The 15,016-nt window shown below is 37.1% G+C and carries 13 protein-coding genes; 6 read left to right on the plus strand and 7 right to left on the minus strand.

Going from position 1 to position 15,016, the window contains the following annotated elements; all coding sequences use genetic code 11:
- Window positions 1-126 precede the first annotated feature (126 nt).
- The 4 genes from porK to porN all read left to right on the plus strand — a co-directional run bounded on the left by porK (window position 127) and on the right by porN (window position 4,385).
- Window positions 127-1,155 (plus strand): T9SS ring complex lipoprotein PorK/GldK, encoded by a 1,029-nt coding sequence (gene porK / locus ACOXY8_RS07815; RefSeq protein WP_458331009.1) that lies wholly within the window; start codon window positions 127-129, stop codon window positions 1,153-1,155.
- 75 nt (window positions 1,156-1,230) lie between these two features.
- Window positions 1,231-1,890, plus strand: coding sequence for a type IX secretion system motor protein PorL/GldL (gene porL, locus ACOXY8_RS07820; RefSeq protein ID WP_458331010.1), 660 nt, complete (start codon window positions 1,231-1,233; stop codon window positions 1,888-1,890).
- A gap of 37 nt (window positions 1,891-1,927) precedes the next feature.
- Complete coding sequence (porM, locus tag ACOXY8_RS07825) at window positions 1,928-3,514, plus strand: type IX secretion system motor protein PorM/GldM (RefSeq protein WP_458331011.1); 1,587 nt, start codon at window positions 1,928-1,930, stop codon at window positions 3,512-3,514.
- 7 nt (window positions 3,515-3,521) lie between these two features.
- On the plus strand, window positions 3,522-4,385 hold the full coding sequence (gene porN, locus ACOXY8_RS07830; protein ID WP_458331012.1) for a type IX secretion system ring subunit PorN/GldN: 864 nt from the start codon (window positions 3,522-3,524) through the stop codon (window positions 4,383-4,385).
- Window positions 4,386-4,477: 92 nt separating this feature from the next.
- Here porN and ACOXY8_RS07835 read toward each other — a convergent pair whose 3' ends face one another.
- The 5 genes from ACOXY8_RS07835 to ACOXY8_RS07855 form a co-directional block, all read right to left on the minus strand.
- Complete coding sequence (locus ACOXY8_RS07835; protein ID WP_458331013.1) at window positions 4,478-5,035, minus strand: hypothetical protein; 558 nt, start codon at window positions 5,033-5,035, stop codon at window positions 4,478-4,480.
- Window positions 5,036-5,108: 73 nt separating this feature from the next.
- A complete protein-coding gene (locus tag ACOXY8_RS07840) occupies window positions 5,109-5,633 on the minus strand; it encodes a hypothetical protein (RefSeq protein ID WP_458331014.1) in 525 nt (174 codons plus the stop codon).
- A 180-nt stretch (window positions 5,634-5,813) separates the two neighbouring features.
- Window positions 5,814-8,009, minus strand: coding sequence for a M56 family metallopeptidase (locus ACOXY8_RS07845; protein ID WP_458331015.1), 2,196 nt, complete (start codon window positions 8,007-8,009; stop codon window positions 5,814-5,816).
- Window positions 8,006-8,377, minus strand: a complete 372-nt coding sequence (locus ACOXY8_RS07850) for a BlaI/MecI/CopY family transcriptional regulator (protein WP_458331016.1) — start codon at window positions 8,375-8,377, stop codon at window positions 8,006-8,008. The genes ACOXY8_RS07845 and ACOXY8_RS07850 overlap by 4 nt, the downstream gene beginning before the upstream one ends.
- 107 nt (window positions 8,378-8,484) lie before the next feature.
- Window positions 8,485-9,909 (minus strand): pyridoxal phosphate-dependent decarboxylase family protein, encoded by a 1,425-nt coding sequence (locus ACOXY8_RS07855; RefSeq protein WP_458331017.1) that lies wholly within the window; start codon window positions 9,907-9,909, stop codon window positions 8,485-8,487.
- 342 nt (window positions 9,910-10,251) lie between these two features.
- Between ACOXY8_RS07855 and ACOXY8_RS07860 the strand changes: the two genes are divergently transcribed.
- Both ACOXY8_RS07860 and ACOXY8_RS07865 read left to right on the plus strand, forming a co-directional pair.
- Complete coding sequence (locus ACOXY8_RS07860; protein ID WP_458331018.1) at window positions 10,252-12,198, plus strand: DUF3857 domain-containing protein; 1,947 nt, start codon at window positions 10,252-10,254, stop codon at window positions 12,196-12,198.
- A gap of 1 nt (window position 12,199) precedes the next feature.
- Window positions 12,200-14,116 (plus strand): DUF3857 domain-containing protein, encoded by a 1,917-nt coding sequence (locus ACOXY8_RS07865; protein WP_458331019.1) that lies wholly within the window; start codon window positions 12,200-12,202, stop codon window positions 14,114-14,116.
- A 187-nt stretch (window positions 14,117-14,303) separates the two neighbouring features.
- On the opposite strand, the gene ACOXY8_RS07870 is transcribed toward ACOXY8_RS07865, so the two are convergent.
- Together ACOXY8_RS07870 and ACOXY8_RS07875 are read right to left on the minus strand one after the other, a co-directional pair.
- On the minus strand, window positions 14,304-14,666 hold the full coding sequence (locus ACOXY8_RS07870; RefSeq protein ID WP_458331020.1) for a DUF6624 domain-containing protein: 363 nt from the start codon (window positions 14,664-14,666) through the stop codon (window positions 14,304-14,306).
- Complete coding sequence (locus ACOXY8_RS07875; RefSeq protein WP_458331021.1) at window positions 14,663-14,866, minus strand: hypothetical protein; 204 nt, start codon at window positions 14,864-14,866, stop codon at window positions 14,663-14,665. The genes ACOXY8_RS07870 and ACOXY8_RS07875 overlap by 4 nt, the downstream gene beginning before the upstream one ends.
- Window positions 14,867-15,016 lie beyond the last annotated feature (150 nt).

A 15,016-nucleotide genomic window follows, 5' to 3' on the forward strand; every position in this document is an offset into this window, starting at 1 on the left:
ATCAGTTTTTTTTTAAAAGGTGCTTTTTTTTGTTTAACTATTGCTTAATTAGCACCCAAATCGAAAATTTTAAATCTTCTTATTTGGTTTTTTCGGAAAAGGAATTTGGTTATTGAACTTAAAAATATGTGGTTAAAGCTTAGAAGTATAGCTTCATTACTCATGCTATTTTCGCTTAGCCTGCTAATCCAAAGTTGCGGCCTTTTTGGCGGTGGACCCAAGGATGACAAAGGTCAGTTGATCGGCGTGCAGGGTAGAGAAGGTTGGGTAATGTCTGCTCCGTATGGAATGACATACGTGCCTGCCGGCGTGTTCCATATGGGTCAATCCGATGAGGATGTTCCATCCACCATGATTAACTTTAACAAGCAGGTAACTGTAAGTGCATTTTTCATGGACGAATGGGAAATCTCTAATAATAGATATCGCCAATTTATGGAATCCATAATGAGTGATTCTCTCGAAAGTCTTGGAGAAGAATTCATCTATCAAAATCTATATCCGGATACTACTGTATGGAGAGATGACTTTACGCATCATATGTTCGATCCTATGTTGGAGTATTATTACCAACACCCGGCATTCGACGATTATCCTGTAGTTGGTGTAAACTGGGAAGCAGCAAAATATTTCTCTACTTGGAGAACAAATTACCTAAACGATTGGCGTTCGAAAGAAGGCCTTTTTGCCATGCCTAGATTCCGTCTGCCTAATGAAGCGGAATGGGAATATGCTGCAAAAGGTGGTAGAGACATGGCTCCATATCCTTGGGGTGGTCCATACGCTAGAACTGGTGATGGATGTGTGCTAGCCAACTTTAAAAATGGCAGAGGTAACTATGTAGATGATGGCTATCCTTATACAGCTCCTGTAGATGCATTCTTACCAAATGACTTTGGCCTTTATAACATGGCAGGCAATGTTGCTGAATGGTGTGAAGATGCATACAACCCAGCTGCAATGCCTATAGTATGGGATTTGAATCCTACATACCACGATGAATTTGAACCACGTAAAATTGTTCGTGGCGGATCTTGGAAAGACGTAGCCTATTACCTAGAAACAGGTACTAGAACTTATGACTTCAAGGATTCAGCTAGATCATACATTGGTTTCCGAAATGCAATGAGCTTTATTGGTGGAACTCAACGATAAAATCTAAAAGCTTTTAACAAGCTGATTTTCAAAACAAAAACAAGTAAATTAACCTTTTAAAACTATTGAATTAAGATGGGCGCAAAAAAAAGCGGTTTCTCGTATCGTTTCTACACTAACATAATGCCTAAGATATATGGTATCGGAGCGGCAGTCGTGTTGGTCGGTGTACTTTTTAAACTTACTTACTTACCTGGTGCAAATTTGTTCCTGATGGTTGGTTTGGGAACAGAAGCTATCATTTTCTTTCTAAGTGCATTTGAACCAAAATCTGAAGATTATGATTGGTCAATTGTCTATCCGGAATTAGCTGATCCAAATGCAGCACCTTCACCTAAGAAATCAATGCCTGCTGGAGCTGACAAATCAGTTTCTCGTCAGTTAGATCAAGTTTTAGAAAGTGCCAAGGTTGGCCCAGAATTGATCGAAAGCTTAGGTACTGGTCTGAAAAGCCTTTCTGAGAATGTTGGAAATATGTCCAAGCTATCAAATGCAGTAGTAGCCACAAACGAGTACGCTCAAAATGTAAAAGCAGCAAGCGAATCAATGGTTCATATTAACCAATCATATGCACTTGCCTCTCAATCATTAGAAGGCTTTTCAAATGCATTGAAGCAAATGGGTGAAGCAGGTGAGCAAACACAACAGTTCAAAACTGAATTAGGCAAGCTAAACGAAAGTATTGCTTCCCTTAATAAAGTTTATGGCGGTATGTTATCTGCAATGAGAAGTTAATTTTTGTATTTGATAATCTTTAGGAAAGACTAATAATATGGCTGGAGGAAAAGAAACGCCAAGGCAACGGATGATAGGGCTAGTATATCTTGCCCTTACTGCGCTTTTGGCGATGAACATTACCAATACCGTACTTGATAAGTTTGTTTTTATTAATAAGAGTCTCGAAAGAACTATTGCTGAAGATAGGACTAAGAACGATTTGACTGTTGCTGCTATTTCTTCGGCAGTATCAGAATCGGGTAATAGAGCCGCTGATGTTGCTGTTTTGGAGAAATCTAGAAGAGTAAGAACAGAAACGGAAGCTGTAGTACGAGAAATGAATGAGCTAAAAGAAACATTCATTGAAATCACTGGTGGTTTAGATGAATATGGCGAAGTTCAAGGGAAAACAAACACTGATAAAGTAGCTGATCACATGATCAACAAAGGTAACGGCGAAATATTACAAAATAGACTTAATAGCTATGTGGACTTTTTGCGCCAAGAATCTGGGTTAGGTGAGCAAATTACCTATTTTGCTTTAGATGCAAGTGAAGATCCTTTGTACCAAAATGACCCAAATCAAAATCAGAAGGACTTTGCGAGCTTAAAGTTTGAAATGACACCTACTGTAGCTGGTATTGCTGATGTATCTCAACTGACTACTGAAGTCCTGAACAGAGAAGCTTTGGTATTAGATGAATTAAGAAGAAGTGTAGGAGCTTCCGATCTGCGCTTTGATAATATCTTGCCAATGGTAAGAGCTGATGCAAAATATGTGGCTGCTGGTACAAAATACGAAGCAGAGCTATTTCTTTCAGCATCATTATCATCTGTCGCTCCTGAAATGACTATAAACGGCAATCCTATTCCAGTAGAAAATGGTGTAGGTAAAATTGAGTTTACAGCAGCGGGAGGTGGATATGACGAAAACGACGTAGCTAGAAGAACTTTTACTGGAGAAATTAAATTGCCAACTCCTGGTGGAGGAGATACTACTTTCACAAGAGAGTATGAATACTTCGTAATTAAGCCGGTTGTTCAAATTTTATCAGCTACTGTTTCACAACTTTACTTAAATGCTGGTAATGAATTAAATATCCAAGTTCCTGCTTTAGGAGCAGCTTATGACCCAAGCTTTACAGCTCAAGGGGCAGCAGTTGTGAATGGTCCGCAAAGAGGTTTGGTAACAATTGTACCAAATTCAGCAGAAGTTACGTTAAACATTGCAAGTGGTGGTACACCAATCGAATCTAGGAAATTTCAAGTGTCGAGGATACCATTACCAACGCTAGCAGTTGGAGTAAATGGAAGACCTGCAAACTTGAGAGAAGGAATGCCAGCTGCTGGAGTGAGAGAAGTTGCAGTAAATGCAATTGCAGAAGAAAACTTTAAAGCCTTCTTACCAAATGATGCTCAATATAGAGTAGTAAGTTTCAAGCTTTTATTAGGTAGAGGACAAAGAATTCTGCAGGAAAGAGTTTATAATTCTGATAAAGCCAACGTATCTGACTTTATTGGTCAAGCTCAGCCTGGAGATAGAATTGTGATTGAAGAAGTGAAAGTACAGAGAAGAAATTTTAGAGGAGAGATAGAGAACGTCAATATGCCGGCGACCTTTATCAGTATTCCATTAAATTAAAAAGCGTATGAAAAATTGGGCAATCTTATTTATTATGGTGGTATTGTTCCTTCCTGAGATGGTTCATGCACAGGAAAGGGTTGCCCCATACAATGAAAATTCTGTAAGGCCAATTCAGGAATCTGAAATCATGTATCGCCGCAGAGTATGGAGAAGAATGGATCTTCGTGAGAAGATGAATCAACCCTTCTTTGCATTCAATAGTGAAATAACAAAAATCATTATTGATGCTGTAAATGATGGTAGACTTTTCCCTTACACAAGTGATTCACTTACCCGTAGAATGACCAAGGAGGAGTTCTTAGATAACATGAAAATTCCTGCTTATGGCGCACCTACACTAACGGATGAAGAACGAGCAATGGGCTTCACAGAAGAAGCTGCCAATGATGACTGGGGCGGCGGAGGCTGGGGCGATGAAGACGAAGAAGAAGCTGATTCTTCTAGAGACTTTTATTTCCTCCCGCGTCAAATAACCATTCTAGAAATCATGGAGGACTTCATTTTTGATAAAAGACGTTCTAGAGCATACTGGGACATTCTTGCTGTGAAAATGATTATCCCTGCGAAAGAATTTGAAACAGGATTCCAGCGGGAGGTTGCTACATTTAGATATAAAGATTTAGACGATCTTTTCCGTAGTATGCCCGAAGAAGCCTTTTGGTTTAATAATTCAAATCAAAAAGCAAACTTAAATATGGCTGATGCATTCACACTTAGAATGTTCTCCGCTAATATCATTAAGTATTGGAATCCACAAAACAGAGCATTGGTTGATATCTACACAAAAAACCCAAGAGAAGCATTATTAGCTGCAAAATGGGTAGAGCAAGAACTATTAGAGTTTGAACACAATCTTTGGTCTAACTAAATAAAACCAAAAATTAGGGCATAATAAAAGGAGGCAAATTGCCTCCTTTTTTCATTTAATTGAGCGCCAAAATCAATTAATCAACAAACAATTCAATTATTATCTTTAGTTGTCACGAAGATCAAACCTCGTTTTTCGCCCATCTCGTACTTTAACATTTGATCTTCCTCTGCTGTAATTTTAATCTCCTTTACATTCTTAAAGCCAAATTCACTAAAAGGCTTATTAGATTTCACCCCATCTACTATCAACAAGAAATCATCCCAAGTAGAATTCTTTCTAGTATTGGCAGAAGCCTTCCATAATTCCTTTTCTCTCTCCAATGGGTCTACATTAAGCATCTTGGCCGGATCCGGACCATTGCCCTTAAAAGTGTAGATATGCACTGCACCGTATTTTCCTTCTTCACCGTATTTATCCCTTGCTGCTTCTGATTTCAATATCCCAACAGACTTGATATCATCCGGGAAAATCCCGAGTTGGCTTTCATCTACTCGCTTACCATCTACTTCATAGATGGGCTTAATCTCTCCCTCTAATGCCCTCAACAACTCATTGGCACCGCCGATCACAGTCATGGTGAAAGATCTTCCTTCATTGTTAGCAATAGGAGAGTTTTGCGCTTGTATCGTGCTTATCAGAATCATCATTGACAAGCATGTGATTAAAGATACTTTTAACATTTTCATAGCAAATCTTTTTATGTGTGTGTTAATGCGAAATTTAGTTGTCGTCTATTAGCAAAAATAAATCCATAGCATCTTCCCTTTTAGCATAACGGCTTGGATTAGCTCTCTGTGCCCAAGTGTACTTTTCACGATATAATGGATCGAGCTCAGAGGATTTTATATCCGCAGCTCCATTACCTGAATTGGTGAATATATGTACGGCGCCATTGAGACCCTTCTCACCATATTTAGCTTTGGCTTCTGCCACCTTCAAAATCTTAACTTCTTTGATATCTTCTGCTTTGATTCCTAGGTATGTCGGATCAGCCACGCGTTTTCCATCAATTTCATAGATTGGATGATCAATTTCTACAGCAGCTTTGATTTTTCTATTCTCTGCCTCAGTGGAGCTCACCATTTCGATTTTATCAGGAGCCTGTTCCAAAGTACCTAATTTTACTGGTGCATTCTTGCTTTGAGCAATGATTGAACTAGGCATAAAAATGATTATGAATGCGAAAAGCACAAAGGTCAAGAATTCAATAAAAGACTTATTCTTCCTCATTTTTAGATTATTCATAACAATATGATTTAATTATAAAATGTCTTCTCTATAGCCCGAAAGCCTATTCACTTGATTGCTAATAAGAAGAATTCTTTAAATATATAACTAATTAATTATTATTCAAATTAAATGAGCATTAATAAAAAAAGGAGCAATAAATTGCTCCTATACATATATTTATAAAATACTGTTTTCTTATTCTATTTTCCCTTTAGTATTGATTTTAATAACACCTTCACTTGCTTTTGAACCATATTTCAAAATTGCAGCTTCTCCTTTCAGTACTTCAATAGATTTAACTGATGACATATCCATCGACTTAAAATCAAAATCAGGCATAACTGTTTCATTCACCACAAAAAGAATATCCTCTTGAGAGAAGCTAGCCCTAAGCTTAGGTGCCTTTCCTGTGGAATTATTCAAAACTGTGCTAATCTCTACTCCGGATAGATTAGAATCAGGACCGTTACCATGTATCGTTGAAATCTGGATTACACCATTAGCACCCCTCTCTCCATAAGCTAGAATTCCTGATTCACCTTTTAATACATCAATGGATTTGATTTGGTCTTGAGTAATTCCTAGGTGTTTTCCACTTGAAATAATTACTCCGTCAATTACAAAAAGAGGTTGTTTCAAAACGGATTGAGCAATATTATCGCCTTCCTTATTTTCTCTTTTTCTTTCCTCATCCATTTTCTTTTTTAAGGCTTCCATCTCCTTTTGTAATTCGATTCTCGCTTGCTCAAATTCTTGTTGCATTTGAGCTTTGGCTTGCTCCATTTCTTGGCGCATTTTTTCACGATCTAATTCGCTTCCCATTTGAAGCTTTGCTCTTTGTAATTCTAATTTTGCAGATTCAAGCTCCCTTGCAATATCTATCTTTTGTTTTGCAAGTTCCTGTTCTATTTCAATCATCATTTCCTTTCTTTCTTCCTCTGAGATATCCATCTTCTTGATACTCTCAGTTGCAGCTTTTAATGCTTTCTCCACGTCCACCATACTAACTTTCATTGCTTTTTCAACGGATATTTGGATCGAATCAAAATTCATCATTTTAAGCGCATCCATACTTTTCATAGCCTGATCCATAGATTTTTGAATTTCTTGCATAGAAATGCTTTGAGACATTTCCATACTTTTCAAAGCTCTCTCAATTGCCTCAGCATTCTTTTCCCAATTTACCTTTGGTGGCGTTGGAGGTATAGTGTCATTCGCTTTAACAGGCGACGCTGGAGGAACAGTGTCAGTAATCTGTTGTCCTACTACTTCAGGAAGTTCCAAAATACTCTTAACATCACTCTCTGTTCCTATTTCGGAAACGGAAGTTAAGATCTCCGATGTATTAAGCTTTTCGCTTCTCTCTGGGCTATCCTGCCCTTCTGCTACTGGAAGTAAGAATAGCATAGCTAATATGATAGCCAACGCACTCAAATTGCCTGTATAATTGTTAGATTCAGTTTGATTTTTCATACCAAATATTCTTGAAATTCTGTTGATTAAATAATGTTGTTTGTTCTGGAATGCCATAGTTAATTCGTTGCTTTCCCAAGCTTTTACATTTGCTAGAGCTTTGGCTAATGCAGGTGGATTGGATGTGAGATTAATGGCAAACTCATCGCAGGCAAATTCTCTCTCCTCTGCCAAGCTTCGCTGCATCCACCACATAGCAGGGTGATAAAATAAAAGTGCCTTGGCAAGAGAACATAAGGTTTGAGTAAGCATATCGCTACGGAGTATATGCGCAATCTCATGTGCCAAAATTGCCTCCACTTGGCTCGGATGCAATTGGCTTATCATCCCGATGGGAAATAGTATCACAGGCTTGAAAATACCTGCTACCAAAGGCGCATTTACTTTTGCGGACTCAAATACTTTTACTTTGCGCAGCATCGGAAACTGCGCTGTCCATTTCTGTAAATACTTGTTTGCCATTGCAGGTGCCATTGATACATTATGAGTTTTGAGTCTATTGACATACCACAAACCTCCCGCAAATCGAACTAAGAATATACCCACACCTGCTAACCATGCGTATACCAAGTAATGCATATTAGCAAAAACCCATGCTTCAATTTTCACCAATAAACTTGCCTCCGCCTCCATCGATTCCGAAGCTGCTTTCATTAGCATTAACTCCTCGAAACTTAAGCCAGCAAACGAGATGGCTTCTGCTGGTGAGTATTGATACATATACCAAGCAAATGTGCCCAAAAAGGCAAATGCAGAAAATGAAATGCCCGTTAGCAAAAGGCCAAATCGCTGTTTGGGATCACGAAGCCAGTCCAGTTGCAAAATGGCGAAAATCACAATACCGATAATCCCAATTTGCCAAAGTGAATGAAATAAGGACCAAGCCGCAGATTGAATCACTTGTTCGATGCTAATCATTTTGCACCTCCTTCCATTTTCTTAATCAGCTCCTTTATCTTATCCAGCTCCTCCTTGCTCGTTTTGTTGCGACCCAAAGCTTGCATCACTAGCTCCGATGCTGAGCCATTAAATGCCGCATCCAAAAAACGATCTATCAAAGCGCCCTTAGCTTCTTTTTCGCCCACAGCAGAGGTATAAATATGACTTCGCTGCTCTTCTTCCCTGTTTAGCAAGCCCTTCTTATGCATAATCTGCATCAGCTTAAGCGTGGTGGTATAGCCGGCATCTTTTTCCTTGCTCAACTCCTCATGCACTACGCGCACAGTGCTCGGCCCTTTGGCCCAAAGGATATTGAGGATTTCTAATTCTGATTCTGTTGGTTTCATATACGATTTGTTTCGTAGTGACAATGATATACGATTGATTTCGTAAACCCAAATTATATACGACACTTTTCGTATAATGTTGTTGAAGCTTACAAAAATTTATTCAATTATTTCTTCTGAAGGGAAATAGCTGTTTCTTTTATCAACTCCCAAGCTTGCTGTACGTGGGCAAGACTAACATGAAAATTGCCTGGAACAAGTCTCAAAGTATAAATTCCATTGAGTTTGGTATGAGTAATGAAAATTTTCCCAGTGGCATTTAAGGTATTCAATAAACGCTCGTTGGATTGGTTGATCTCATCTGCATTGCTGCACATAGGCGGGAGGAAACGGAAACAAACCAAGTTTAATGGAACGGGTGCCATCAATTCAAACTGGGGATGATTTTCAATTTCTGTCTTCAACCATTGACCCATGGCTATATGTGAACGGAGTTTTTCTTGCAAACCTTCCACTCCATAGCTACGGATTACAAACCATAACTTCAGCGCTCTAAATCTGCGACCCAATTGTATATGCCAATCGCGATAATTGGTCACTTCATCGTCATTGCTCGTCCTAAGATATTCCGGATTTACAGAGAAAGTTCTTTTGAGTGTTTGAGCATCTTTGACAAAATATACTGAGCAGTCGAAGTTCACAAACATCCATTTATGAGGATTGAATACAAAGCTATCAGCCTTTTCCATTCCTATGGCCATATAACGGCACTCCGGTAATAAAAGCGCAGCACCGGCATAAGCGGCATCCACATGATGCCATATACCATAAGCCTCACAAATACTCCCAATTGCATCAATTGGATCCAATGCAGTGCTACTTGTGGTACCTAGTGCAGAAACGACACAAAGTGGCTGAAAACCCTCCCGCTTGTCTTTCTCAATTTGAGCTTTCAAGGCATTTGGTATCATAGCAAAATTCTCGTCAGTTGGGATTCTTCTTAAATTTTCAATCCCTATTCCGGCAATCTTCACTGCTTTATCTATAGACGAATGCACTTGATTTGAGCTATAGACGACAAATTTTTCTTGAGTCGAAAAACCTCTTTCGTTTATTGCCCAATTGGATGCTTTTTCTCTTGCAGAAAGTATTGCTGCCAAAGTGGCCGATGAAGCAGTATCCTGGATTACACCTTGCATGTATTCCGGCAATCCCATCATTTGTCTCAGCCATTGCATCATTTGCTCCTCTAGCTCGGTGGCAGCAGGCGAAGTGAGCCACAGCATCCCTTGCGTGCCTAGACTGGCCATCATCATTTCTGCTAATATGGACGCTTCGCTTTTGGAAGCTGGGAAGTAGGCAAAGAAATTGGAACTCCCCCAATGCGTAATTCCGGGCATGATTATCTTATCTACATCAGCCATTATTTGCTCGAATGACTCTGCTGTCGTGGGAGGTAAATTGGGCAATTGCGCCTTGATGTCGCCCGGCTTAACTTGTGACATTACTGGGTAATTGTCCACCTGCTCCAAATAATCAGACATCCAATCCACCATTTGATGTGCCCGCTTTCTAAAATCTCCCTTGTTCATGCTATTGATATCTATCTCAAAGGCAATTACGGTAGATCACTCGAATTCTGAAAGAGAAATTAAGGTATACAAATGAATTGTGAAGATTAGTTATAGGCAATTCATCTAACCTTGCTATGATAAACGCCATTTGTTGCATCAACAACACTTAAGGCGCTATGAAATAAACATTTTTTATTTTAAAACTAATTTCTAATATTTTTTCCATTAGTCTTTTTGACATAAAACCTTAGATTAATTTGTTATTCCAAGATTTTGAAGCAGAAAAATATTAACTAATTTTTCATTAATTAGAATAAAACTATTAAAATTGTAATACTAGATCAAATATCAGTTTCAACAATGAGAGTACCCGAGAAAAAAAATATTTCAGTATTGATTTTTGCAATACTAATTTCAGTAACTGCTGTAGGTCAAAATAGTCCATTAAAATTTGGTAAGATTGAACCTTCTGACTTTGAGATATCTGAATTTCAATTAGATTCATCAGCTGGCGCTATTGTTATACTTGAGTTTGGTGAAACAACTTTTGATCATGACTTTCGAATTGTCTTAGAAAATCATATAAGAATAAAAATACTAAATAGCTCTGAGTTTGATCGAGCAAATGTTACTATTCCAATGTCTGTAAAAGATGACATAAAAGGTTTAAAGGCATCCACCTTTAATTTAGTCAATGGAAAAGTAATAGAATCAGAAGTTAATAGGAAGGATGTCTTTACTGAATCAGTCACTGATGAGGTAAAACAAGTAAAATTCACCTTCCCCGAAGTAAAAGAAGGGTCAATCATTGATTACGTATATACAATTAACTATGGGACATGGTCTAGCTTGAACACTTGGTATTTTCAAAGATCAATCCCGATTTTACATAGTGAATACAAAGTTTCTTTACCGGAATACTTTAATTATATAAAAACTCAATCAGGATATGTAGTTCCTCTGGATTACTCAAGATCTATAGAAAGCGGGTATTACAAACAGGCTGAGTTCAGTCTTAATGTTGAAAAATTTATCGCTAAAAATGTCCCTGCATTTAAAGTTGAACCATACATTTCAAGTCAAGCTGATTATATTTCCAAAATCAAATTTGAACTAGCCGGCACAAGGTTTCCCAATACTTTTGTTGAAACTTATATTCATTCTACACATGCTCAATTAAGTAAAGAGTATGCTGAAGGTGAAATCTATGGAAAAAGATTATTACAGAATAATTTTTTAGACGAAGACATAGAGAAAGCAACGCAGGGAGCCACTACCAATGAAGAGAAGATTGCTAATATTTATAGATTCGTAAGAGACAACTATGAAGTAGACCTAACAGTGATGGCAGAAGGTCTTAGACGACTACATTCATTAAGGAAAGCATATCCCTATGAAATAAATTGTCTTTTAATTGCGATGTATAATCAAGCAGGGTTTGAAGCCAAGCCCGTAATGCTAAGCACCGTAGAAAATGGTAAAATAAATCCTACTCACCCTATTCCAAGAAATTTTAATCAAACAATTTGTCTAGTGAAGGACGGTGAAAAAGAGTATTTGTTAGATGCAAGCAAAAAACATCTTCCATTTAATGTCCTTGACAAATCATCATTAAATGGGAGTGGCATGGTCATAACCACCGATAATTTCAGATGGGTAGAATTAAAGCCAAACATAAAAAATATTCAAGCTATTTACTCAAATCTTGAATTAGATGAAAATGGCAAATTACAAGGCTCAGTTAAAAAGACATTAACAGGCTATGAAGCGATTACCTTCCGAAAAAATCATTCCTTAAAACTTAAAGAGTATCAAGAGGATTTTGCAAATAAGTTTTCAAATTGGGAAATCCAAGAGCATGAGATCACTGGGGTAGATGAAATTGAAAAGCCTATACTTGAGAATATAAGCTTTGAAACAGACAACATCGCAGAAAGTATGGGTGAAATTATATTTTTCAACCCAATCCCCATTGGACAAACTAAAGACAATCCTTTCAAATCTGATGAACGTCTTTTTCCCATTTACTTCGGCACACCAATTGAAGAAGTCATTGTCAATAGAATAAAAATACCTGAAGGCTACATCTTGGATAGTGCTCCTGAACAAATGGGCGTTGCATTACCTGATAATGGTGGATCGTTTATATATAGCGTCCAACATGTAGGAGATTACATTACTTTATCGTCAAAAATCTCTATAAATAATGTTGAATTTCAGCCTGAGCAATACTTCTATTTAAAGGAATTTTTCTCTCAGATAATTAGTAAGCAAGCGGAGCAAATTGTACTTAAAAAAGAGCTATAAAATGATACGACTAGCCCTAATCATTTTTTTGATATTATTTAGTTTTGAAAGCTCATCAAGCACAATTAATAAATATCCTGTAAGCGATATCCCTATCGAGCTTTTAACTAATTCCAACGCGGTTTACAGGTTAGATAAGACCGAATTTGTAATTGAAAAAATAGATGGGGCCCTTTTCAGGGTTCATCAAGTAGTTACAATTCTAAATCCAAAAGCGGCAAATGAAGGAGTGAAGGCGATCTCTTATGATAAATTACGAAAAGTTTTAAGCTTTAATGCCACAGTCTATGATAAAAATGGAGAAGTAATTTATAAGTCAAAATCCAAAGATGTTATCGATCAAAGTAATATTTCTGGCGCTTCCTTATATGAAGATAATAGGATAAAAGGCTTAGACTTACGTCAAAAGGAATACCCCTATACAATTGAAGTAATGTTTGAAGTTGAGTTTCTTTATTTATTCCATATTCCTGATTGGATTTCTGTTAAGGGAGAATCTATTGGCGTCCAAAAATCAGAATACACCATTTCCGCTCCCGAACATTTACTGCCAAACTTCTTGGAAGTTAATATGGCAAAGAATAGCTACCGTAAGACTAAATCACAAAATCTTACCAGTTATCATTGGGAATTAAAAAACATCAAGCCGATTAGTATTGAACCCTACAGCAATGGCTTTGAGTCAAAAATTCCAATTGTTTACTTCAGCCCATCCAAGTTTAATTATGAGGGTTATGAAGGTGATATGTCTACTTGGAGTGGAATTGCAAAATGGCAAACGCAGTTAAATGCCGGCAGAGATGCAATATCAACAAAAACTAAGGAAGAAGTTAACCATTTAGTCAATGGAACCAACTCTACGGAAGAAAAGATCAAACTAGTTTATGAATATATGCAATCAAGAACCCGGTATGTAAGTATACAACTTGGTATTGGTGGATATCAAACTTTCCCAGCTTCAACAGTAGATGAAATGGGTTACGGTGATTGTAAGGCTCTCACAAACTATATGAAATCTTTGCTTAACTCAATTGGAATAGACTCCCACCTTGCTTTGGTCAATGCTGGAGAAGAAGCGACAATATTGAATGAGGAATTCCCTAGCATGACCTTTAATCATGTAATCTTAGCAGTCCCAATGGAAAACGATACCACTTGGCTAGAATGCACAAGTCAATCGAACCCATTTGGATATTTAGGCAAATTCACTGGAAATAGAAAAGTATTATTGATAAATGATAATATTGGTAAAATTGTAGAAACCCCCAATTATGGGTCAGAAGAAAACAAAATCATCAGTAATTTTCAAATAGACCTGGACATACAGGGCAATGCCAACGCGATCATAAAAAAAGAATTTATAGGGTTAGCATCTGATTATAATGGACTATCTACTTTTTTGACTTTCAATGATAAAAACCAAAAAGAATGGCTAATTCGTAATATTGACATTTCTGATTTTCAAATTAATAATTATCAGTTTACTCAAAATAAAGATAAGATCCCCTCCATCAATTTAGAATCTGAAATTACCATAAGGAATATCGCTTCTAAGACAGGAAACAGAATGTTTATCCCATTGAATTTTGCCAAATTTGAGGTTGAGTCAATTTCAAATACACAAAACAGAGAAACACCCATTCAATTCAGATATTCCCATCACTATGTAGACTCAGTGGCATTTAAAATTCCTAAAGGATATTCAGTGGAATACATGCCTGATGCAGCTGAGATTATTCAGCCATTTGGAGAATTTAAAATGAATATCACGGTCAAGGATAATGTTATTTACTACAAAAGAGATTTCTTGATCAAAGAAGGAGTATATAGTCCTGAATCGCATGAGGCTATAAATAAGTTCTTTAACGAAGTTACTACCAATGACAATAAAAAAGTACTATTGATTGCGGACAAATAGAAGCAAATAATTGGTTTTTAGAAATTTCACAACGAGTTACCCAAAAGGAATAAGAAGTTTGGCCATATCAGCCTTATTGAGCAAATAACTTGACTTGAGCTAAGTGGATATCTACTGGATATGCTAAAAACACAAGTCTTACGGCTTAGGAATGAATGGACATGCTCAATTATTTGTTTGATGCCCTTTAGTTTATCTTGTAAAGTTTTGGCTCCAATACTCCTTTTTTAGCATAGTATTCCTTATTCATTTCAAAGTTCATTCTCGTCATGCTATTCAAATATTCTTCTATCGGCTCAAGACCAATTTCCTTTCGCCTTTTATTTACATTTGCACTATCAGCTAGATTTCTAGGAAAAGCTTGACATATTTCCATATTGTAGTCTACTTGAATTCCATAAATTTGAGCTTGCCCAGTATTCAACTTAACTCGATCAACTAAAAGGCCATAGCTTCGAGAGTCTGCATTTCGTCTCTCTACTTCAACCTTCATTTTCTCTAAAATCTCCTCTTGAAATTCAGGATGATTATCCGAATGCTGAACTATCAACCAAAAATTATTAGACCCTTCTTCTCTTCTCCAACCAAGTCATACCCTACAAATCCATATTCTTCAAAAATCTCTTTAACTCTTTTTTGATTTCCTGTAAAAACACTATCCTTAAATGTCTTCCATTCTTCCAGTGTTAAATGAGAATGACTTTCAGGAGGATATGCATTGCTAGCAGCCAATTGATCTATTATGAGCATTTCTGAAAGCTCGTCAGCCAGTATTTGATTGAATTCAACTTTTACTAAATCACTTTTACCGTCTAAACTGCTTTCATTGCATCCAATGATTAAAAGTCCCGATATTATTGCTATTAGTATTTTTTTTATGTCTTTTGTAATAGTTTACAT

The sequence above is a fragment of the Peijinzhouia sedimentorum genome, assembly GCF_049340005.1.
Classification (GTDB): Bacteria; Bacteroidota; Bacteroidia; order Cytophagales; family Cyclobacteriaceae; genus CAXBDP01.